The organism is Mycobacterium pinniadriaticum (assembly GCF_026242045.1).
GTDB lineage: Bacteria > Actinomycetota > Actinomycetes > Mycobacteriales > Mycobacteriaceae > Mycobacterium > Mycobacterium pinniadriaticum.
In genome coordinates, this window is sequence record NZ_JAPJDO010000017.1 from 1 (window position 1) to 20,351 (window position 20,351).

Sequence of the window (20,351 nt, forward strand, 5' to 3'; positions counted from 1 at the left end):
GGCCTGCACATCGGGCACATAGGTGACGAAATGACCCAGCCCCTGCTCACCGGTGACGAACCCCGAGATCGGCCGCCCCGGCCGGTAGGCCGGCGCATAGGTCAGCTGTGGACCGTAGGACACCTCCATGCGCACCCGCGAATGCGGATCGGTGAAGTGCACGAACCCCAGCACCCGGCGCACCGCGGCCTCCTCGGGCGTGCCCGCGATAACCGCGACCCCCGCGGCATCGAGCTGACCGGCAATCACATCCATCGCCGCGGCATCACGCACCTGCCACCCCACAAATGACACATCCTCGGGCTCACCGCCCGCCGGATGCACGATGAACCGATGATGCCGCTCATCCATCCGCAGATACAGATGGTGACCATCACTATCGGCAGCCACCTCAAGGCCCAACACCTGCTCGGCATACCCCGACCACGCATCGAGATCCTTCGCACCAACCCCGATATACGACAACTCATCAACCTTCTGCACAGGTGGCCCTTCCTATGGACGCGTGTGGGTGCTGGTGCTGGCAATTCGGAGTGCTGTAGCCGACCGCTTGTTTAGTATATAGAATATAGTAGGTGAAGCTAGCGGGTTGCCTGCGAAAGAATGCGGACGACCGATGGGGTCGAGAGGATGTTGACGTTGAGGTCTGGAGCCGTGGACGCGGGCGGGGCGTGGGCAGCGAAGATCGCCGGATCGTTCGAGCCGTACTCGTTTGTGGAATTTCACCGACAGCTGCTCCCTGCGCTCGTCGAGCAGCGTGGTCATCTGGTCGCCGGCGATCTTGTCGGCGCTCCGCCTCTTGGTTTTCGTTGCGGAGAAACGACATTCACGTGGATCGGCTCCGAGCAAGGCGTCGTGGTTCGTGAAGGTGATGTAGATGCGGTGACACTGATCGAACTGTCAGAGCAGGCGTTCTCGGACTTTCTCCACGAGCTGCTGACTGTCCGAGGGGCCGACAGCACTGGGCGGGCGCGCGTGGTCCGAGGTGACCTGGCTGGTTGGCAGCGTTGGGAACCGGCGATCCAGTCGTTGTGCTCGGGTCGCGAAATCTATGGCCCCGGGGTGCGGCAGACACTCGTGGACAGCACTGGCGCGCCGTTGGATCTGCACCGCGGGTTCTTGCTCGATGACGATCTCGACGAGATGCGCCACTTCTTCGACCGCGCCGGCTACCTGCACCTGAAGGGTGTATTCAGCCCGCAGGAGGTCGCGCAGTACGGGGCCGCGATCGAGTCTGCGCGGCAACGCACGACGCGGGACGACCCAACGACATGGTGGTCGGTCACTGCCGACGGCGAGGACGTCGTGACCAGAATGAACTACCTTGGTCGGCACTCGTCGTTGCTCGCCGCCCTTGCTCACGACCCGAGGCTGGAACGCTGCGCTCAGATAGCGGGACGGGAACTGCGGGTCTGTGACGATCGCCTTGACGGACCCATGGTCTTCATCAAGAACTCGAATGTGGTCAAAGGCAATGGAAACCTCGGCTGGCATATCGATCCTGCGCTGGGTGGGGGACCGGTCATCTGTCCGTTCATCCAGGTCGGGATCCAGCTCGATCACGCCAATCCGGTCAACGGTCAGCTACTGGTTCTCGCCGGGTCGCACCGGTACACCAAGCATGCTTTGGGTTGGGGTGACGAGAAGGATCTGCCGGCTGTGGCCCTGGTGACGGACCCGGGTGACATCACGATCCACGACGCCTACGCGTTGCACACCACTCCGCCGCCAACGGGTGACGCTGCCGGCCGGAGGGTCCTTTACTACAAATTCGCCGAACAGAAGACCTTCAACTGGATCCCCGCGGGCTATCACTACAACGACGGGCTCTTCCAGACCGGAGCTCAGTATCAGGCAGTCACCGATGCCTACACGCCCGAGGATGCGTCGACTTGACGGCGACTGTCTGCGCATGAATATATTATTTATTACATAGCCGATATGTTGTGGCCGCGCGGAACTCGAGGTTGGAACCTGACGGCTCGGTGAGGATTGGGATGCACGATCACGAATGCGATGTCGCTGTCATCGGCGGAGGCTTGGCCGGTGCCGCTGCAGCTGTCGCGTTCGTTCGTCAGGGGTGCTCGGTGCGGCTCTTCGAGCGGCGCGACCTCGCGCGCGATCCGAACCGTGGCGATATTTTGCACGCGCCGACTGTCGACGTGATAAGGCAGCAGTTGGGCCTTCTTCCGCTCCTCGAACAGCGGGGGGCGGGCAGATTCCGCGGTCTGGAATTCGAGGACTTCGCCGGAAAGCTATTGGCCGGCTCGCAGATCCGAGAGTCCTGGTTGCTCAACCATGCCGAGATGGAATTGGTGTTTCTCGAGGGGGCCGAGGACGCCGGTGTGGTCGTCGAACCGGATCGGATACGAGAGCTGGAGCGCGACGGAGGAGCAGGGGGCGGATGGCTACTCAACACCGGCAAGCAGGTGACGAGTGCTCGCTTGGTGGTAGGTGCCGACGGTGTTGAGTCGTTGACCCGGAAATCGCTCGACATCGCACTGGAAGATCTTCACGAGTACGAGAATTGGATTGTCGTGCTGCACAGTCCTACTCCGTCGTGGCTGAAACCGGACTGCGGCTGGACCCTTTTGCATCCCGAGGGCACGGTCTGGATGCTTCCCACCACGCCGGTCGGACACCACCGGGTGGTGCTCAGTGTGCGACGGGACGAAGCCAGAGACTGGATGGCGATGAGCGAGACTCAACTCGGTGAGCGGCTTGCACGACGCCATCCCGGCTTGCGTGAGTTGGAACTCAACAAGCGCGGGGGTTCACACGTGTACCGCATCAGACGAACGCATGCGGCCAGCTACTCGGGTCCCCGAGCCGCCCTGACCGGCGACGCTGTCCATACGACTCATCCGGCCGGTGGCCAGGGCCTGAACATCGCGATCCAAGATTCGGCCAAGCTCGCGGAACTGGTCGGGCCCGTCCTGCTCGACGACGCAGCGTCGGAGAAAGCCTTCGTGGACGCGCTCACCGAGTACGAAGCGATTCGGCGCCCGATCAACACCGCCACGCTCCAAGTGGCGCACATGTGCTCACTGATCGCTGGGCCAGGTCAAGGAGATTACGAGGAGGCGGTCGCGTTCTATGGCAAGGCGGCGACCGATCCGAGTTGGGTGTGGGATTACATGGCGAACTTCGGCGGCCGGGCCAGTTGATGTGAATCCCAACGCCATGCAGGTCGATGCAGCAGAACTGCCGCCGATCAACGAACCGAACGCCGCGCAGGCGTGAAGAAGACAACCACAGTGTTACCGAATGAGGAGAACTAATGCTGACCGCGCAGGACTTCAAGGGCGTTTACGGGATCGTGCCGACACCGGCCAAGGAGGGGGCGGACCGATGGGACGCCACCGACACGGTCGATCTCGACGAAACCGCGCGGCTGACCGAGAAGTTGATCGCCGATGGGTGCAGTGGGCTGCTCGCACTGGGGACTACGGGGGAGTGCGCCACCCTTACCCAGTCTGAGTTCGAGGCCTTCAGTGACTGCTTCCTGTCCACCGTCGGCAAGCGGGTGCCGGCCCTTGTGGGCGCCACCACGCTCGGCACCCATGAGACTGTGCAGCGAATGCAGTTTCTTCGTGACCGCGGAGCCGATGGCACGATGTTGGGCTTGCCGATGTGGCAACCGTGCAGCGAGGCCCAGGCGGTCAAGTTCTATGCGTCTATCTCCGAGGCGTTCCCGGGCATGGCGATCATGGTGTACGCCAACGAGCAAGCGTTTCGTTTCTCGTTTCCGCCGTCGTTCTGGAGCGCGGTGGTGGACGCAGCGCCAACGGTCACAAGCGCGAAGGTCGGCACTCCGTTGTCCTACCTCGAACGGTTGGCAGCATCGAAAAACCGGGTCAACTTCATGCCGATCGACATGATGGCCTTGGCGTTCGCCGAGCAGTCTCCGGAAAACATGACGGCGATGTGGGCCACTGCCGCGTCGATGGGGCCGCAACCGTGCGTGGCGTTGATGGACGCGATAACCGCCAAAGATCTCGACCGGGCCGGCGAGATCGCCAAGGATCTGTTGTGGGCCAACGAGACCTTCATCCCGGACAACTCGTTCGAAGAGTTCAACAAGTACAACTTGCAACTCGAGAAAATTCGCTTCAACGAGGCCGGCTACTGCAACGCCGGCCCCATCCGTCCGCCCTACGACGTCGTGCCTGAGCGGTATGTAGAGGACGCGCGTGAGTGCGGACGCCGCTGGGCCGAACTCGTGAAGAAATATTCGTCCGACGCCAGCTGACTCGAAAACCAGCCAACGAGAGGGAAACCCATGACTGCCATGCCGGAAATACCCAAGCTGCCCGACGACGAGAATTTCGTTCTCGATTTCATGGGCACTATCGACGCGAACAACCTTGACAGCTTGGTGTTCTCATTGTCGAAGCTTCAACACTTCGACGACAAGCTACCGACAGTGGTACCGGGGTATGTCGGCCAGATCAGCGTGGTCGTATGGAATCTCGAACCGGGTCAGGCGAACGACTACCACCAGCACCCGACCTCCGAACACCTACACATCATCATCGACGGTGAGTGCGAATACACACTGGGAGACCGGCCTCCCGTCATCACCCGGGCCGGGGACGCCGTGATGGTGCCGGCCGGGATAGCCCACGGCATCCGCAATGTCGGTGACAAACGTGCCTCCTATGTAGCAGTCACGAGTCCCGGTCCCTACGAGAAAGTGCGTGTCGAGCGGTCAACGCAAGGTTGATCTGGACACGGCGGCGAACCGTCGACGGCTCGCCGCCGGTTTCAGAACGACCCGCTCCGGCGGGAATGAGGTCGACGCGCGCCGACTGCGTGGCCGACAACGCTGTCCATCAATCCGAGAGAAATTCGCATGATGCCAACCCGGTTGGGCTTGATCGTCCCGAGCTCGAACACGACAATGGAGACCGAGGTCCCCGAGATGTTCGCGCGCCGTGCGACTCTCGTTCCAGACGAGCGGTTCACTTTCCATTCCAGTCGCATGCGGATGCAGCATGTCACCGCAGAAGCACTTTTGGAGATGGATCGCGACAGCAACCGCTGCGCCGTCGAGCTCGCTGACGCCGAATGCGACGCAATGGCTTACGCGTGCCTTGTGGCGATCATGTCGCAGGGCCCGGGTGCACATGGAGCCGCAGAGCGGCGGTTGGCAGGGGTTGCGCGCGAGCAAGGCTGTGCCGCTGCCGTGCTGTCGAGCGCCGGCGCGCTCATCCGAAGTCTGCACGCTATCGGTGCGCGACGAGTCTCGATGGTGACCCCCTACGTCCCGGCCCTGACTCAGAAGGTGGTCGAGTATGTCGAGGATGCCGGCGTGCAGGTCGTGGATGCAATCAGTCTCGGCGTTGCCGACAATTGCTCTGTCGGGCGGCTCGACCCAGGCAACCTTCCGGAGATCGCCGGCCGGCTGAACCGGGTCGGCTGCGATGCGATTGTCCTGTCGGCGTGCGTGCAGATGCCTTCGCTAGCCGCGATCCCGGAAGTCGAGGCCCGTCTCGGCCTGCCGGTGCTGTCCGCGGCGACCGCTACGACCTACGAGCTGTTGCGGACACTCGGTCGTTCGGCTGTGGTTCCCGATTCCGGCTACCTTCTCAGCGAAGAATTCGCCGCAGTCCGCTCTGTATCGCCTGACTGACGCAGACCATGTTCGCGCCGTAACTCGGTCTCGAGCATGTCGATGCACTCCCGCCAATCGCCGACGATGCCCACGTCGGCGTGGTCCCACACCGGTGCCGTCGGGTCGGAGTTGATCGCGAATACCGTTCCAGCCGATCGCACACCCACCATGTGATTGAATTTGCCGCTCGTTCCGACTGCCACATACACGCGCGGCGAGATCGACCGCCCGGTGATTCCGATTTGGCTCGAGTGCGGCATCCAGCCGCCATCGGTGACCTTCCGGGTGCAGCCGAGCTCAGCGCCCAGCACCTCACACAGCCCGCCGAAGCGGGACAGCTCCTCGGGCGCGACGCCGGCTCCGATACCGACAACGGCGTCGGCCTCGCCGAGACGCTCGAGCGAATCCTCTTGACGCCGCAGCCGAATCCGTATCCGATCGCGGCGAGATCCGGTGATCGATTCGACGTCCGCGGTGTGCACGCGGGGCCGTGGTCGGGTGAGGACGCCCGGGCGGACGCTGGCCATTTGCACCGGCGACCTGGCAGTAATCGCAGCGGCCAGCGAACCGCCGAAGGCGGGCTTCCAAGCCACCAGCCGTCCGTCGACGACTTCGAGGTCAACAGTGTCGCCGGTGAGTCCCGCGCCGATCGAGACGGCTACTCGGGCGGCGATCTCGCGTCCAAACGAGGTGGAACCGGCCAAGATTGCCCACGGCTGCCGCGCGCGGGCCCATTGCGCCACCGCGCCCGCAATCTCCTCTTCCACCGCCGATCCGGTGATGATCACCAGCCGGTCGGCCCCCCAGGAGCCCGCCGTGGCGGCGCTGAGTTCGTGGGCTGCGAGCAGAACGGTCGAGCCGTGTAGGGACTCGGCCAATCGGGCTGCGGCGCCACACAATTCCTGCGTAAGCAGGTCGCGATCGGGTTCGGCAAGGACTGCGACGAGGGGTCCGGGCCCGTTCGTAGCGCCCAGGGCGGGTCGTTCGGCGTTCGCATCGCCATCGAGAGCGCCGCTGTCTCGCAGTATCCGGACGGCGGTACTCACCTGGTCAGCAAGCGGCGCGTCGGCATCGATCTGTCGTGACCGCTGGACGAGCAGATTCCGGGTTTCGCCGACATCCGTCAGGCTGGCTGCCCCACCCCAGGGCCCGGGGCCCAGCTCCATGGTGGACAGGGTGGTGATCATCTGGGCGGGCACGGCTGCACGACCCTCGTGCGAAACCTTGGCCGGCTCGCATAGCCGTTCGGCGCACGACAGCACCGCGGGCAGCATCACCTCGGCGTCGAGCCATCCATCGTCGTGTTCGCAGCCGACCGAGGCGATCTGCTCGTGGAGCGCGAGTACCTTGACCCCAGCCGCGAACGGCAGATCGAGGAGTTCGGCCAGCTGTGGAGGAACTTGCCCGGTGTCGCCGTCGAGTGAGTTCTTACCGGCAAGAACGAGGTCGAACGGTCCTTCCCGATTGATCGCCGCCGCGAGCAGGCGCGCCGTGGCGATCGTGTCACTGCCCGCAAAGTCGGGATCGGTTATCAGGACGCCCCGGATGTCGACGCCGCGGTCGAGTCCCCATGCAATCGCTTCTCGGAGGGCGTCCTCGGCCGCGCTGGGACCGAGGGTGAAGACGACGATCGAGGAGTCGGGGTCATCGGCTGCGAACTCGACCGCCTTGCTCACGGCTCGCCGGCAGTAAGCACTCATCTCCAGGGCTGTGTGGTCGCGCACCAGTCGGCCCGCAGGACCGAGCATCATCTGCTCGAATGCAGGGATCTGTTTGACAAGCACCGCGAATCGAGTCACTCAAGACCTCGTTTTCTGAGTGGCACGGCACCGGCCGGAGGGGTCGGCGACGGGCCGACTGCCGGACCCGACACCGGAGTCATTGCAGATACTTTATATCATAGCGGTTCTCCGCCTGGGTCCGCTTCTCGTCGGCTCGGTCGAGGGCCTGCCAGTGACCTCACAGCAAACCTCGTTGGAGCGCCGGGCGTAGCGGGTCGGGGTCGGAAATCGCTCTAGACCGCACCGAAATCAGATATATAGTATCGATACGGTGTGGGCCGAGCGGCCAGCGCCAAGGCTCGGACACGCAGGAAGGGGTCGACGATGATCGCCACCGACGGCATCTCGAAACCCGTACGTGCGGTGGGCGGGTTCTTCGCGATGGCTCTCGACACCTTGTTCATGTTGCCTCGGCGTCCCTTCGCATGGCGGGAGTTCCTGCTTCAAACGTGGTTCGTCGCCCGGGTTTCGATCCTGCCGACACTCATGCTGTCCATCCCGTTCACCGTGCTCACCGTGTTCACGCTGAACATCCTGTTGGTCGAACTCGGCGCGGGCGACTTCTCGGGAACCGGCGCGGCACTCGGCGCAGTCACCCAGATCGGGCCCGTTGTGACGGTGCTGGTGGTCGCCGGCGCAGGTGCTACAGCGATGTGCGCTGATCTCGGTGCACGCACGATCCGAGAAGAACTCGACGCACTAAGAGTGATGGGCATCAACCCGATTCAGGCGTTGGTTGTTCCGCGGGTCTTGGCCGCCACCTTGGTGGCGTTGGCGCTGTCGTCCTCGGTGACGGTCGTCGGTTTGACCGGTAGCTTCTTCTTCGCGGTGTTCATCCAGCACGTCACCCCTGGTGCCTTCGCAGCGAGTCTGACGCTGCTCGTCGGACTGCCCGAAGTGGTCATCGCCTTGATCAAGGCAGCCTTGTTCGGCCTGGCCGCCAGCCTGATCGCCTGCTACAAAGGGATTTCGGTCGGCGGCGGCCCCGCCGGCGTCGGCAATGCCGTCAACGAGACAGTCGTCTATGCGTTCGTGGCGTTGTTCATGATCAACGTCGTCGCCACCGCCGTCGGAGTCAAGGCGACGATGTGAGTCAAGCCGCCACCCCCAGCTCGCTGTATCCCCGGCTCAGACGCCAGCTTCGGCGATTCGTCGTTGCTTGGAACCGCGTCGGACGGCAGACGCAGTTCTACAGCGACACTCTCACCTCGTCAGGTATCGCCATTCGGCACTACAGCGCTGAGCTGACCCGCCTGATCGCCCAGATGGGTTTGGGGACCGGAGCCTTGGCGGTCATCGGGGGAACCGTTGCGATCGTCGGGTTCCTGACGCTGTCATCCGGTGCCGTCATCGCGGTCCAGGGCTACAACTCGCTGGCGGGCATAGGTGTCGAAGCCCTCACCGGCTTCATCTCCGCCTACGTCAACGTTCGGCTCATCGCGCCGCTGGTCGCCGGAATCGGTCTGGCCGCCACCATCGGCGCAGGGTCGACAGCGCAGCTAGGCGCCATGCGCATCAACGAAGAGATCGATGCGCTTGAGGTGATGGGTATCCGATCGATTCCCTACCTGGTATCGACGCGGGTAGTCGCCGGGATCATCGTGGTGATTCCCTTGTACTGCGTAGCGGTGTTGATGTCTTTCACGGCAACGCGGTTCGGTACTACGGCCGTCTACGGCCAGTCGACAGGCGTCTACGACCACTACTTCAATACCTTCCTGAATCCGACCGACCTGATTTGGTCGTTCTTGCAGACGGTGGTGATCGCGACGGTGGTCATGCTGGTGCACACCTACTACGGTTACACCGCATCCGGGGGGCCGGCGGGTGTGGGGGAAGCCGTCGGCCGGGCGGTCCGCGCCTCGCTCATCTCCGCGGTCTTGGTGACCCTGTTCGTTTCGCTGGCCATCTACGGGCAGTCCGGCAACTTGAACTTCTCCGGGTAGCGACGATGGCGGCCAGGATAGGTGAGACCGGCTTCCGGCACCCGGCGTGGTGGACGCTGATGTTGATCGTGTCGGTGGTCGGTTTCGTGGCGCTCAGTTCGGCGTTGTTCAGCGGGACCTTCACCAGCCACGTGCCGGTCACTCTGACGTCCGACCGCGCGGGTCTGGTGATGGAGTCCGGCGCGAAAGTCAGGCTGCGTGGAATTCCGGTAGGCCGGGTCTCGGGTGTGGCGGGCGGGGGGCGCCAGGTGAGCCTGCAACTGGAGATCGACCCTGACCAGATTCAATACATTCCGGCGAATGTAGAGGCAGAAATCAAGGCCACCACGGCTTTTGGCGCCAAATACGTCGATCTGATCTATCCGGACAACCCCAGCTCCAAGCGGCTGACCGCGGGCGAGGTGTTGCGGTCCCGCAATGTCAGCACCGAGGTCAACACTGTGTTCGAGAACCTGGTCGGGATGCTGCACCAGATCGACCCGGCCAAGCTCAACGCGGTGCTCGGGGCGATCGCCGAGGGCGTCGGCGGCCAGGGCGAACGCATGGGCCAGGCCACCACTGACGCCAACCAGGTGCTGTTGGCCATCAACCCTCGAATGGACGCGGTAAGGCGCGACATCGTCGCGTTCAAGGGATTCAGCGACACGTACGGAGCCGCGGCGCTGGACATCCTGACCGTGCTGAATGCCGCGAGCACCACCAGCGCGACGATCACCGACCATGCGTCGGATCTGGACGCTCTGCTGCTGAGCACTATCGGGTTCGCGAACAGCGGCGTCACGCTGGTTGCGCCCAACAAGGACAACCTGATTCGTTCGGTCAACCTCCTCGAGCCGACGACGAACCTCTTGATGACGTACAACCCGGCGTACACCTGCCTGCTCGTGGGCGGTAAGAAATTCCTCGACGACGGTGGTTACGCAGCAACCGGTGGCGCAAACGGCTATTCGACCATCCTCGATGCCGGCGTTCTGTGGGGTAACGACCAGTACCGCTATCCGGACAACCTTCCAGTCATCGCCGCAAAGGGCGGCCCGGGCGGCAAGCCTGGCTGCGGAGCCCTGCCGGACGTGAGCAAGAACTACCCGTTGCGGTACCTCGTGACCAATACCGGCTGGGGCACCGGGCTCGACGTGCGGCCCAACCCCGGAATCGGTCACCCGTGGTGGGTCGATTACTTCCCGGTCACGAGGGCGGTGCCCGAGCCGCCGAGCACCCGGGGTATGGGGCCGCCGGCGATCGGCCCGATTCCCTATCCCGGTGCACCGCCCTACGGTGCACCCCTGTACGGGCCGGGTGGGATTCCGCTCTATCCGGGCGTTCCACCGCCGAATCCAGCACCATCGCCAACTCCGTGATCGCTGACCATCGAGGACCAAGACAGTGAAAGACAACCTCAGAGGTGTCATCTGGCGCATCGCCTTGTTCATGGCTGCGTGTGCACTGGGCACCTTTGCGTTGCTGGCCGTCTTCGCCCAACTGCGGTTCCAGGAGGGCAAGACCTACCGGGCGGAATTCGCCAATGTTTCCGGATTGGCTGAGGGCAACTTCGTTCGCATTGCCGGCGTCGAGGTCGGCAAGGTCGAGCACATCTCGATCAAAGACAACAACGTCGCGATCGTCGAGTTCTCCGCCGACGACTCGGTCCTGCTCACGCAGGGCACCCGGGCGGCGATTCGCTACGAGAACCTGATCGGCGGTCGGTATCTTGCCTTGGAGGAAGGCACGGGCGGGGTCGGAAGAATTGACCCCGGGCAGACCATTCCGCTTTCGCAAACCGAACCGGCGTTAGACCTCGACGCATTGATCGGCGGGTTCCGTCCGTTGTTTCGCGCATTGGATCCCGACCAGGTCAATGCGTTGAGCGGTCAATTGATCCAGGCGTTTCAGGGCCAGGGCGCGACCATCGGCTCGTTTCTCTCTCAAGTGTCTTCGCTGACCAACACGCTGGCCGACCGCGATCAGTTGATCGGCGAGGTCATCACCAACCTGAATGTGGTGCTGGGGTCCCTCGGCGATCAGAGCGACCAGTTCGGCAAGGGCGTCACTGCCATATCCGAATTGGTCAAGGTACTTGCCGAACGCAAGACCGACATCAGTACCGGTGTGGCTTACGCCAATGAGGCGGCCGGTACATTCGCCGACCTCCTGTCGCAGGCCCGGCCACCGCTGCAGAAGGTGGTCCACGAGACCGACCGCGCCGCGGCAATCGCTGTCGCAGATGCGGATTATCTGAACCACTTGCTCGACGATCTGCCCGAGAAGTACCGAATCCTCAACCGGCAGGGCCTCTTCGGCGATTTCTTCAGCTTCTACATCTGCGATGTGGTGTTGAAGGTCAACGGCAAAGGAGGCCAGCCGGTGTATGTCAAAGTGGCGGGGCAGAGCACGGGGCGGTGTACCCCGAAATGAAGTCTTTCGCTGAACGCAGTCCTCTGGTGATCGGCTCCATCGGGATAGCCACGGTGTCATTAATCGTGCTCGCGGCGCTGCAGTACGACAAGTTGCCATTCTTCAGCGGGGGCAACGACTATCGGGCGTACTTTGCCGAGGCTGGAGGATTGCGGACCGGTGATCCGGTCCAGGTCTCCGGCTTCCGGGTGGGTCAAGTCTCCAGCATCGGGCTCGACGGCAACAAGGTGCTGATCATCTTCGATGTCAACAAAGACATCCGCCTAGGTGACCGCACCGAGGCGGCCATCAAGACCGGTACGGTGCTTGGTGCGAAGACTCTCGAGGTCACGCCGCGTGGGGACGGCCTACTGGATGGACCGATTCCTATCGATCGCACCACGCCGGCGTACCAATTGCCCGATGCGCTTGGGGACCTGACCGCCACAATCAGCGGTCTGGACACGTCCCAGTTGTCGGACGCGCTGACGACACTGGCCCATACCTTCCAGGACACGCCGCCCGCACTGCACACAGCGGTGCAGGGCGTGGCACGCTTCTCGGAGACACTCAACGAACGCGACGCCCAATTACGTTCTCTGCTGGCGAACGCGAACAAGGTGACCAAGGTGCTCTCGCAGCGGGCCGATCAGGTGGTGAGTCTGATCGCCGACACCAATGCACTGCTCGTGCAGTTGCAGACCGAAAGCAGTGCACTCGACCACCTTTCGCAGAACGTCTCGGCGTTGGCACGGCAATTGTCGGGATTCGTCGCCGACAACCGAGACCAATTAAGGCCGGCGCTGGACAAGCTGAACGGTGTGTTGACGATTCTGGACAACCACAAGGCGCAGATCCAGAAGGTGCTCAAAGGCGCTCACCAATACATGATGGCGCTCGGCGGAACGGTGGCGTCCGGACCCTTCTTCAAAGCGTACTTGGGCAATCTGCTGCCCGGACAATTCATCCAGCCGTTCGTGGACGCGGCATTCTCCGACCTGGGTCTGGACCCCAATGTCTTGTTGCCGTCCGAGCGGACCGAACCGCCGGTCGGTCAACCGGGCACTCCGGCGCTCCCCGTTCCCTACCCGCGAACCGGGCAAGGCGGCGATCCGAATCTGACGCTGCCCGATGCGATTACAGGAAACCCCGGTGATCCTCGGTATCCCTACCGGCCGCCGGCTCCGGCCCCGCCACCCGGCGGTCCGCCGCCCGGACCACCGGCCGGATACACATCGACTCCGGTTCCGAGCGCGCCGGTGACAGCCGGACCCGCAGCGCCCGGACCGGCCGGTGTGACCACGGTGCCGCTGCCGTCACCGGGAGGGCCGCCGACGCTTGATGGTTCCGCGCCTCCTGCCGGACCGGCTTCCGCGGAGGACCCCCAATGAATCGATTGCGCAACAACAGGAGTGCTCTCGCGGTCGTCTTGATTGTGACGCTGGGTGCAGGACTCGCCGTCACGTTGGGTCCAGTGCGGGAAAGCGCCCGGACGAGGGTCACGGTGTACTTCGCCAACACCAATGGGCTCTATCCCGGCGACGAGGTGCGCATCCTGGGTGTGCCTGTCGGCAAGGTCGATTCGATCCAACCGCAACCCGAACACGTCAAGGTCGAATTCTCCTTCGACGCCAAATACCGAGTGCCGGCCGACGCCGACGCCGTCATCCTGTCACCGTCGCTGGTTACCGCCCGCGCCATCCAGTTGACGCCCGCCTATACCAGCGGGCCGACGATGGACGACAACGCCGTCATCCCACAGAGCCGCACCGCCGTACCGGTCGAATGGGACGACTTTCGCGTCCAGCTCGAGAAGCTGGCCAAGGAGCTGCAGCCGACCGAACCGGGCGGCGTCAGCCCACTGGGTGCGTTCGTGGACACCACAGCCGACAATCTGCGTGGACAGGGCGCAAATATCCGCGACGCCATCATCAAACTGTCGCAGACCTTCTCGGCGCTCGGCGACCATCACGCGGACATTTTCGGCACCGTGAAGAACTTGTCGCTCCTGGTATCGGCGTTGCAGTCGAGCACCGACCTGATGGGGCAGCTGAATACGAACTTTGCCGGCATAACCGCGCTGCTGTCCAACAATCCGAATGAGGTCGCCACCGCGGTCCGGGATCTGAACACCACCGTCGACGACGTGCGAAGTTTTCTGGCCGAGAATCGCGACTCGATCGCAACGACTTCGGAGAAGGTAACCGCGGTAACGGGGGCTCTGGTCGAGAGCCTCGACGACATCAAGCAACTCCTGCACATCGGACCCAACGGATTTCAAGACTTCACCAACGTCTATCAACCGGCCCAGGGATCCGTCACCGGGATCCCAGTTATCAACAACTTCGCTGACCCGATCTCGTTCATCTGCGGCGCCATTCAGGCAGCCTCGCGCCTCGGCGCAGAGCAATCGGCGAAGCTGTGCGTGCAATACCTGGCACCCATCGTCAAGAACCGGCAATACAATTTCCCGCCACTGGGGGAGAACCTCATCGTGGGTCCCCAGGCACGTCCGAACGAGATCACCTACAGCGAGGATTCGCTGCGTCCTGACCACGTTCCGGTGTCACCATCACCGCCGTCCGGCCAGACCGTGCCGGGGGAGAACCCGCCGCCGCTGCCCGCTGAAGCGGTGGCAACCAATCCCGCAGAAGGTCTGCCCGGGATGATGGCCCCGCCCACTGGGGGATCGTGATGACGATGCTGCGAAGGCGCCGGTATCGGATGGTCGCCGCGATGCTGATCTGGGCGGCCGCCGTTTCCGGGTGCGGTTGGCGTGGTGTGAACTCGCTTCCGCTTCCCGGGACAGAGGGAAATGGCCCAGGCTCCTATGAGATTCAGGCACAACTGCCAGACGTGACGAACATCCAGGAGAATTCCCGCGTCCGGGTCGGTGACGTGACGGTAGGCCACGTCACCCGGATCCAGCGGCAGGGCTGGCATGCGTTGGTGTCTATGCGTCTGGACGGCACTGTCGACCTGCCCGCCAACGCCACGGCCAAAGTCGGTCAGACAAGCCTGCTCGGCTCCTTGCACATCGAACTGGCGCCGCCGGCCGATGGTGTTCCCGAGGGCAAGCTGCATGAGGGATCGCTCATCCCGCTGTTCTCGGGATCGGCCTATCCAACCACTGAGCAGACCCTCGCGGCGTTGTCAGCGCTGCTCAACGGCGGGGGACTGGGCCAGGTTCAGGAGATCACCAAGGCGTTCAGCACCGCCTTCGCCGGCCGAGAAGACGACCTGCGCAGCTTGATCACGCAGATCGACCAGTTCATCGACCGACTCAACGATCAAAAGGGCGACATCATCGAGGCCAACGAAAGCCTCAATCGGCTCGCCGGCCAGTTCGCCGATCAGAAACCGGTGATGGACAAGGCACTTCGGACGATCCCTGATGCGTTGAACGTGCTCAAGGACGAGCGTAACAACCTCGCCGAGGCCCTCGATCGGCTCGGGGAATTCTCGGCGGTAACCGCCGACTCGGCCAACCAGACCAAAGACGCACTCGTGCAAGAACTCCGGGACATCGGTCCGGTACTGGAGTCGTTGGCCAACGCCGGGCCCGCGCTGACCCGCTCGCTGAGCTTCTTCGGTACGTTCCCGTGGCCGAACGAGACGCTGGACAAGTGGTTTCGCGGGGACTATGCCAACGTCAGCGTAGTTCTCGATCTCACCTTGAGCCGTCTGGATTCAGGCCTGTTCACCGGCACCCGCTGGGAGGGCGACTTGACCGCACTGGAGCTGCAATGGGGTCGCACCATCGGACAGATGCCCAGTCCGTACACCGCCGGCAACCCACTCATCGTGCCGTATCACCTCGACCAGGGGCCGTAGCATGAGGACTCGGCAAATCAAGGTCCAGCTGGTGCTGTTCATTGTCATCTCGCTCGTGGCCGCCGGTTTCATGGTTTTCGGCTACATGAAGGTGCCGGCGATGCTCGGTGTCGGCCGCTATACCGTCGTCGTGGAGATGCCGAGATCGGGCGGCCTTTACGAGCGGGCCAACGTGACCTACCGGGGAAGCGAGGTCGGCAGAGTGCAGAGTGTCCGGCTCACCGCCACCGGCGTGCAGGCCGCCCTCTCGCTTCGTGCCGGCGTCGAGATCCCGTCCGACGTCGATGTCCAAGTGCACAGTGAGAATGCGCTCGGCGAGCAATTCGTGGAATTGGTGCCACGACAGGGGCCGTCTCGATCGCTGCGCAACGGTGATGTCATTGCGCGTGACCGGGTTTCGATACCGCCCGACATCAACTATCTGCTGGATTCGGTGAACCAGGGCATTCAGGCGATACCCCGCGAGAATCTGAAGACGGCGGTGGACGAGGCCTACACCGCGGTGGGCGGTCTCGGCCCCGAAATCCTGCGCCTGGTCAAGGGTTCCACCGCACTGGCTATCGACGCACGCCAGAACCTGGACCCGCTGACTACGCTCATCGATCAGTCCGAGCCCGTGCTGGACTCCCAGGTGCAGAGCTCAGACGCCGTTGCGGCCTGGGCAGCACACCTCGCGGACATCACCACGCAACTGCAGACCGAGAACAGCGCGGTGGTCGGCGTGCTGGATCACGGTGGAAAGGCCGCCGACGAAGCCCGTCGGCTGTTCGACCAACTGCAACCAACGGTGCCGATCCTGCTCGCCAATCTGGTCAGCCTTGGCGAGGTGGGAATCACCTATCGCAACGACATCGAACAGTTGCTGGTCCTGCTGCCACAAGCCACTGGGCTGATGCAGGCGGTGATGGTCCCCGACCAGAACACCAACCTGCCCTATAAGGGTCCCTTCCTGAGCTTCAACCTCAATGTCAACCTGCCCCCGGCGTGCACCACCGGGTATCTTCCTGCCCAGCAACGGCGACCCCCGAGCATGGTGGATTACCCGGAACGACCTGACGGTGCGCTGTACTGCCGGATCCCGCAGGACTCGATCAACAATGTGCGTGGCGCGCGCAACATCCCATGCGAAACGCGCCCCGGTAAGCGGGCAGCGACGGTGAAGGAGTGCGAGAGCGACCAGGAGTACGTTCCGCTCAACGACGGGCTGAACTGGAAGGGCGACCCGAACGCCACGATGTCCGGTCAAGACGTTCCTGAGCTGCCGCCCCCGGTCGCGGTCGCACCGTACGATCCCGCCACGGGCACCTATATCGGTCCCGACGGGAAGGTGTATCGGCAATCCGATTTGGCCCAGACCGCTCCCGGGGAAAAGACATGGCAGAACATGCTGGTCCCGCCGACGGGCAACTGAACGATTTGCCCGTCGCTCATGGAACAATGCTGCCGGTCGCGAAGGGCCCCGACGCCGCCTCGATGCCCGGGGTGCAGGAGCTAACGGCAGCGTGGCTGTCGTATCTGGCGGGACGCGCAGCACCACCCGCGCCGATCAGGAGAGGGCGATCTACCGCCTAGGCACGCCCGGAATGTCCACGACCACAGTATCGATGCGACACGAATTCCGTCCCGCCGCGATCGAGCAGGAGCAGTCGGGGGTCGAAAGCATGAACAGCGTGCGCCCGCTCGGGCCGCCCAATGTGCATCCGATCGCGCTGCGATCACCCATGTCGATGCGGTCGGTAACGGCGCCGCCGGCCACCACCCGCTGAAACTGGTGCGCCAGCGTCGTCGCAGTCCAAATTCCTCCGTGGGCGTCGATGGAGATGCCGCCTGGAGGACCGCTGAGCCCCTCGGCGAAGGGTCGGCGGCCCGACAGCGAACCGTCCGGTGCGATGCTGAAGGCGGTCAACCGTCGGCCAAGCGACTCGGCGACGATCAATGTCCTGCCGTCCAAAGTGACGACGATTCCTACGGGATCATCGAGACCGGCGGCGGAGATTGTCACATTGTTGCCGCGGTCTATCTGGACGAGGACGCCGTCTTCAGTTGCGGGACAGAGGATATAGGTGCGGCCAGCCCTGTCGACGACCATATCGCCAAGGGGTCCCGGCGCCGTGTCACTGAGATCGACGAAGGTGGTGACGACTTCGCCGTCGTAACGCAGGATCCGTCGTTTGTTACTCGATGCAATCAGCAGGGAACCATCCGGGCGAAAGGCGAGTCCAGTCGGGCGATGGCCGGGAAGGGGCAATGTGGTCATCGACCCACGTATGTCTACGGTGTGTACCGCTTCCTCGAGTGAGGAAGGGAACCACAACAGTCCCTCGAACCAGCGAAGGCTTTGAGCGGCGGATAAGCCGTCGGCCAGCGGCGTCAGAACCCAAGGATGTGCGATCGACCCACGCATAAATATAATATACATACTTGCGAGAGGGTTGTCTGGTTCATTCCACACGCGCGCGGACAGCCCACCTCCGGGCAAAACGTCAAGGTTGGCCAGATGATCGGCGCGACGGTGGTCGCACTATCGACCACAAGGGTCCCCAGGAGCGATCCGGCGCAATCGGGATATAGTATATAATGTCTGTGATGGGTGACTCCGCCCCCCGCGGGTCATTACCTGGAGCCGCCGGGGTGCGATGACGATTCGGAGTGGGCGTTGACTGAATTCGGCGAGCCAGATCTGCATACCGACATTCGGGAGGCCGTTCGGCGTATCTGCCGCGAGTTCCCGGACAGCTACTGGCGGGACATGGACGCCAGGCACGAGTTCCCCTGGGAACTCTACAAAGCTCTGGCAGAAGGCGGCTGGATCGGAATAGCCATCCCGGAGGTGTACGGCGGAGGCGGCCGCGGTATTGCCGAAGCATCGATCGTGCTCGAGGAGGTCGCGGCCTCCGGAGCCGCCATGAACGGGTGCAGCGCAATTCACACGTCAATCTTCGGCATGAACCCGGTCGTGCGGTTCGGGAGCGAACAGCTGCGCCGGCGGTACCTGCCTGCTGTCGCAGCCGGCGACCTGCACGTCGCGTTCGGTGTCACCGAACCCGACGCGGGGACCGACACCACGAACATCGCCACACGCGCAGTGCGCGATGGGGACAACTACATCGTGCGGGGTCGCAAGGTCTGGATGACCAAGGCCTCGTTGTGTCAGAAGACGCTCCTGCTGGTGCGTACAACACCATTGGAGCAGGTACAGAAGCGCACAGACGGCCTGACCTTGCTGCTCGCCGACCTGGACGCGCCGCACGTGCAGATCAACCCGATCCCGAAGGTCGGCCGTAACGCCGTGGTGTCGTGTGAGGTCACCTTCGATGACCACTTGGTGGCGGTGGACGACCGTGTCGGTGAAGAGGGAGACGGTTTCCACTACTTGCTGCACGGGCTGAATCCGGAGCGGATCCTGGTGGCCTCGGAAGCCATCGGTATCGGACGCGCCGCCGTTCGGCGGGCTGTCGAGTACGCGAATGCCCGCGTTGTGTATGGAGCACCAATCGGATCGAACCAGGGCGTCGCGTTCCCCCTCGCCGAGGCCTATACGCGGCTGCATGCCGCGGGATTAGTGGTGCGCGAAGCCGCGTGGCTCTACGACCGCGGGTTCGACTGCGGCGAACAGGCGAATATGGCGAAATGGCTGGCCGCCGACGCCGCGTTCGCCGCCGCCGACCAGGCCGTACAAACCCATGGCGGGTTCGGTTACGCCGACGAATACGACGTCGCCCGCTATTGGCGGGAGGCGAGGCTGATGAGGCTGGCGCCGATCCCACAGGAAATGATCCTCAACTACCTGGCCGAGCACGTACTCGGGTTGCCGCGGTCCTATGGCGTGCGCGAGTGATGCTGGGCTCATCGCCGTGGGGTCCGGGCGTCGGTCGGGCCTCACGGTCGCCGGAGCGGTCCCCGCGGTGAACGTCGCTGAGACGTTGCCCGCTCGGAAAGCCCCGTTCAGGCGCTTTGTTCGCCGTCGCTGCCGGTGACCTTGTCCAGGAAGTCCACCGCGATCACCCGAACGGGCACGTTCGTCTGCTGACTCTGCACGCGGAGCACGTCGAAGGCCTCGTCGGCATCGATGCCGCGCAGAGCCATCAGTACACCCTTGGCCTGTTCGATCGGGGCGCGGGTCTGCAACACCCGTTGGATTGACTCCGCGGTGTCGTGGGCGGACTTGAAGCGTGCGAAGTCGCCGATGGCCCGGGACACCGCGGTGGTCAACAGGTCGAGGATCTCGGCGTCGAGGCTGTCGAAGGCGTGACGATCCCGCCCGTACAGATTGAACGATCCGAGCGTCTGCTCCTTGGTGAACAGTGGTGCGGCCAGGAAGCTGTGGACGCCTTCCTCGCGGGCGGCGGCGGCGAAGCGCGGCCACCGAGCCATCGCCTCGTCGGAGTCCAGCAGCACGGTGGTGCGGTTGCGCGCGGCGTGCAGGCACGGGCCGTCACCGGCCTCGTACTGCTCGCTGTCGATGCGTAGGGTGCGCTCGTCGGTGTGCACCGCGGTGTAGGTGCGGCCGCTGAGATCGATGGTGATTCCCGTGTAGTCGGCTCCGTCGACGGCCTCGTGCGCGATCCCGGCGACCCGTTGCAGCAACGTCAGCAGGTCATCCTCGTCGGCGACGCTGCGCCCGGCGTCGACCAGCATCCGGCCCAGCTCCGCCGGCGAGATGGTGTTGCGCACGGCGGCGTCGACGACGATCTCGGCCGCCTGCTCGGTGTCGGTTCCGTCGAGCACCTCGGTCGGGATGGAGTCGTCGACACGCGGGTCGCTGTGGTCCATGTCGCTGAG

17 protein-coding genes and 1 pseudogene are annotated in these 20,351 nt (G+C 63.7%); 14 read left to right on the forward strand and 4 right to left on the reverse strand.

The window, feature by feature from the left end; all coding sequences use genetic code 11:
• Positions 1-483, reverse strand: a pseudogene (locus ORI27_RS18655) (VOC family protein); the annotation flags it as partial.
• 156 nt (positions 484-639) lie between these two features.
• Between ORI27_RS18655 and ORI27_RS18660 the strand changes: the two are divergent.
• The 5 genes from ORI27_RS18660 (at position 640) to ORI27_RS18680 (ending at position 5,635) form a co-directional block, all read left to right on the forward strand.
• Positions 640-1,896: a phytanoyl-CoA dioxygenase family protein gene (locus ORI27_RS18660; protein WP_266074010.1), complete on the forward strand. Its 1,257-nt coding sequence runs from the start codon at positions 640-642 to the stop codon at positions 1,894-1,896.
• A 101-nt stretch (positions 1,897-1,997) separates the two neighbouring features.
• Complete coding sequence (locus tag ORI27_RS18665; protein WP_265998589.1) at positions 1,998-3,167, forward strand: FAD-dependent oxidoreductase; 1,170 nt, start codon at positions 1,998-2,000, stop codon at positions 3,165-3,167.
• 113 nt (positions 3,168-3,280) lie between these two features.
• The gene (locus ORI27_RS18670; RefSeq protein ID WP_265998588.1) at positions 3,281-4,252 is read left to right on the forward strand and encodes a dihydrodipicolinate synthase family protein; all 972 of its coding nucleotides are present in this window, start codon (positions 3,281-3,283) and stop codon (positions 4,250-4,252) included.
• A 30-nt stretch (positions 4,253-4,282) separates the two neighbouring features.
• The gene (locus tag ORI27_RS18675) at positions 4,283-4,726 is read left to right on the forward strand and encodes a cupin domain-containing protein (protein ID WP_265998587.1); all 444 of its coding nucleotides are present in this window, start codon (positions 4,283-4,285) and stop codon (positions 4,724-4,726) included.
• 129 nt (positions 4,727-4,855) lie between these two features.
• Positions 4,856-5,635, forward strand: a complete 780-nt coding sequence (locus ORI27_RS18680; RefSeq protein ID WP_456085462.1) for a maleate cis-trans isomerase family protein — start codon at positions 4,856-4,858, stop codon at positions 5,633-5,635.
• Here ORI27_RS18680 and ORI27_RS18685 read toward each other — a convergent pair.
• The gene (locus ORI27_RS18685) at positions 5,584-7,416 is read right to left on the reverse strand and encodes an FAD-binding protein (RefSeq protein WP_265998585.1); all 1,833 of its coding nucleotides are present in this window, start codon (positions 7,414-7,416) and stop codon (positions 5,584-5,586) included. The two genes, ORI27_RS18680 and ORI27_RS18685, sit on opposite strands and share 52 nt — an antisense overlap.
• 306 nt (positions 7,417-7,722) lie before the next feature.
• Between ORI27_RS18685 and ORI27_RS18690 the strand changes: the two genes are divergently transcribed.
• The 8 genes from ORI27_RS18690 to ORI27_RS18725 are packed head-to-tail and all read left to right on the forward strand — an operon-like array spanning position 7,723 to position 16,980.
• A complete protein-coding gene (locus tag ORI27_RS18690; protein ID WP_265998584.1) occupies positions 7,723-8,490 on the forward strand; it encodes an MlaE family ABC transporter permease in 768 nt (255 codons plus the stop codon).
• Positions 8,487-9,344, forward strand: coding sequence for an ABC transporter permease (locus tag ORI27_RS18695; RefSeq protein WP_265998583.1), 858 nt, complete (start codon positions 8,487-8,489; stop codon positions 9,342-9,344). The genes ORI27_RS18690 and ORI27_RS18695 overlap by 4 nt, the downstream gene beginning before the upstream one ends.
• Before the next feature lie 5 nt (positions 9,345-9,349).
• Positions 9,350-10,702: an MCE family protein gene (locus ORI27_RS18700; protein WP_265998582.1), complete on the forward strand. Its 1,353-nt coding sequence runs from the start codon at positions 9,350-9,352 to the stop codon at positions 10,700-10,702.
• 25 nt (positions 10,703-10,727) lie between these two features.
• Positions 10,728-11,756 (forward strand): MCE family protein, encoded by a 1,029-nt coding sequence (locus tag ORI27_RS18705; RefSeq protein WP_265998581.1) that lies wholly within the window; start codon positions 10,728-10,730, stop codon positions 11,754-11,756.
• Entirely contained in the window at positions 11,753-13,126 is a 1,374-nt protein-coding gene (locus ORI27_RS18710) for an MCE family protein (RefSeq protein ID WP_265998580.1), read from the forward strand. Before ORI27_RS18705 ends, ORI27_RS18710 begins: the two co-directional genes overlap by 4 nt.
• Positions 13,123-14,430, forward strand: coding sequence for an MCE family protein (locus ORI27_RS18715; RefSeq protein WP_265998579.1), 1,308 nt, complete (start codon positions 13,123-13,125; stop codon positions 14,428-14,430). Before ORI27_RS18710 ends, ORI27_RS18715 begins: the two co-directional genes overlap by 4 nt.
• A 5-nt stretch (positions 14,431-14,435) precedes the next feature.
• Entirely contained in the window at positions 14,436-15,569 is a 1,134-nt protein-coding gene (locus ORI27_RS18720) for a virulence factor Mce family protein (RefSeq protein ID WP_265998578.1), read from the forward strand.
• A gap of 1 nt (position 15,570) precedes the next feature.
• Positions 15,571-16,980 (forward strand): MCE family protein, encoded by a 1,410-nt coding sequence (locus ORI27_RS18725; RefSeq protein WP_265998577.1) that lies wholly within the window; start codon positions 15,571-15,573, stop codon positions 16,978-16,980.
• 150 nt (positions 16,981-17,130) lie between these two features.
• On the opposite strand, the gene ORI27_RS18730 is transcribed toward ORI27_RS18725, so the two are convergent.
• The gene (locus ORI27_RS18730; protein ID WP_265998576.1) at positions 17,131-17,973 is read right to left on the reverse strand and encodes an SMP-30/gluconolactonase/LRE family protein; all 843 of its coding nucleotides are present in this window, start codon (positions 17,971-17,973) and stop codon (positions 17,131-17,133) included.
• Between the two features lie 276 nt (positions 17,974-18,249).
• On the opposite strand from ORI27_RS18730, the gene ORI27_RS18735 reads away from it, so the two are divergent.
• On the forward strand, positions 18,250-19,407 hold the full coding sequence (locus tag ORI27_RS18735; protein ID WP_265998597.1) for an acyl-CoA dehydrogenase family protein: 1,158 nt from the start codon (positions 18,250-18,252) through the stop codon (positions 19,405-19,407).
• A gap of 107 nt (positions 19,408-19,514) precedes the next feature.
• Here the strand turns inward: ORI27_RS18735 and ORI27_RS18740 are convergent, their stop codons facing one another.
• Positions 19,515-20,342, reverse strand: a complete 828-nt coding sequence (locus ORI27_RS18740) for an ANTAR domain-containing response regulator (protein ID WP_265998575.1) — start codon at positions 20,340-20,342, stop codon at positions 19,515-19,517.
• Positions 20,343-20,351 lie beyond the last annotated feature (9 nt).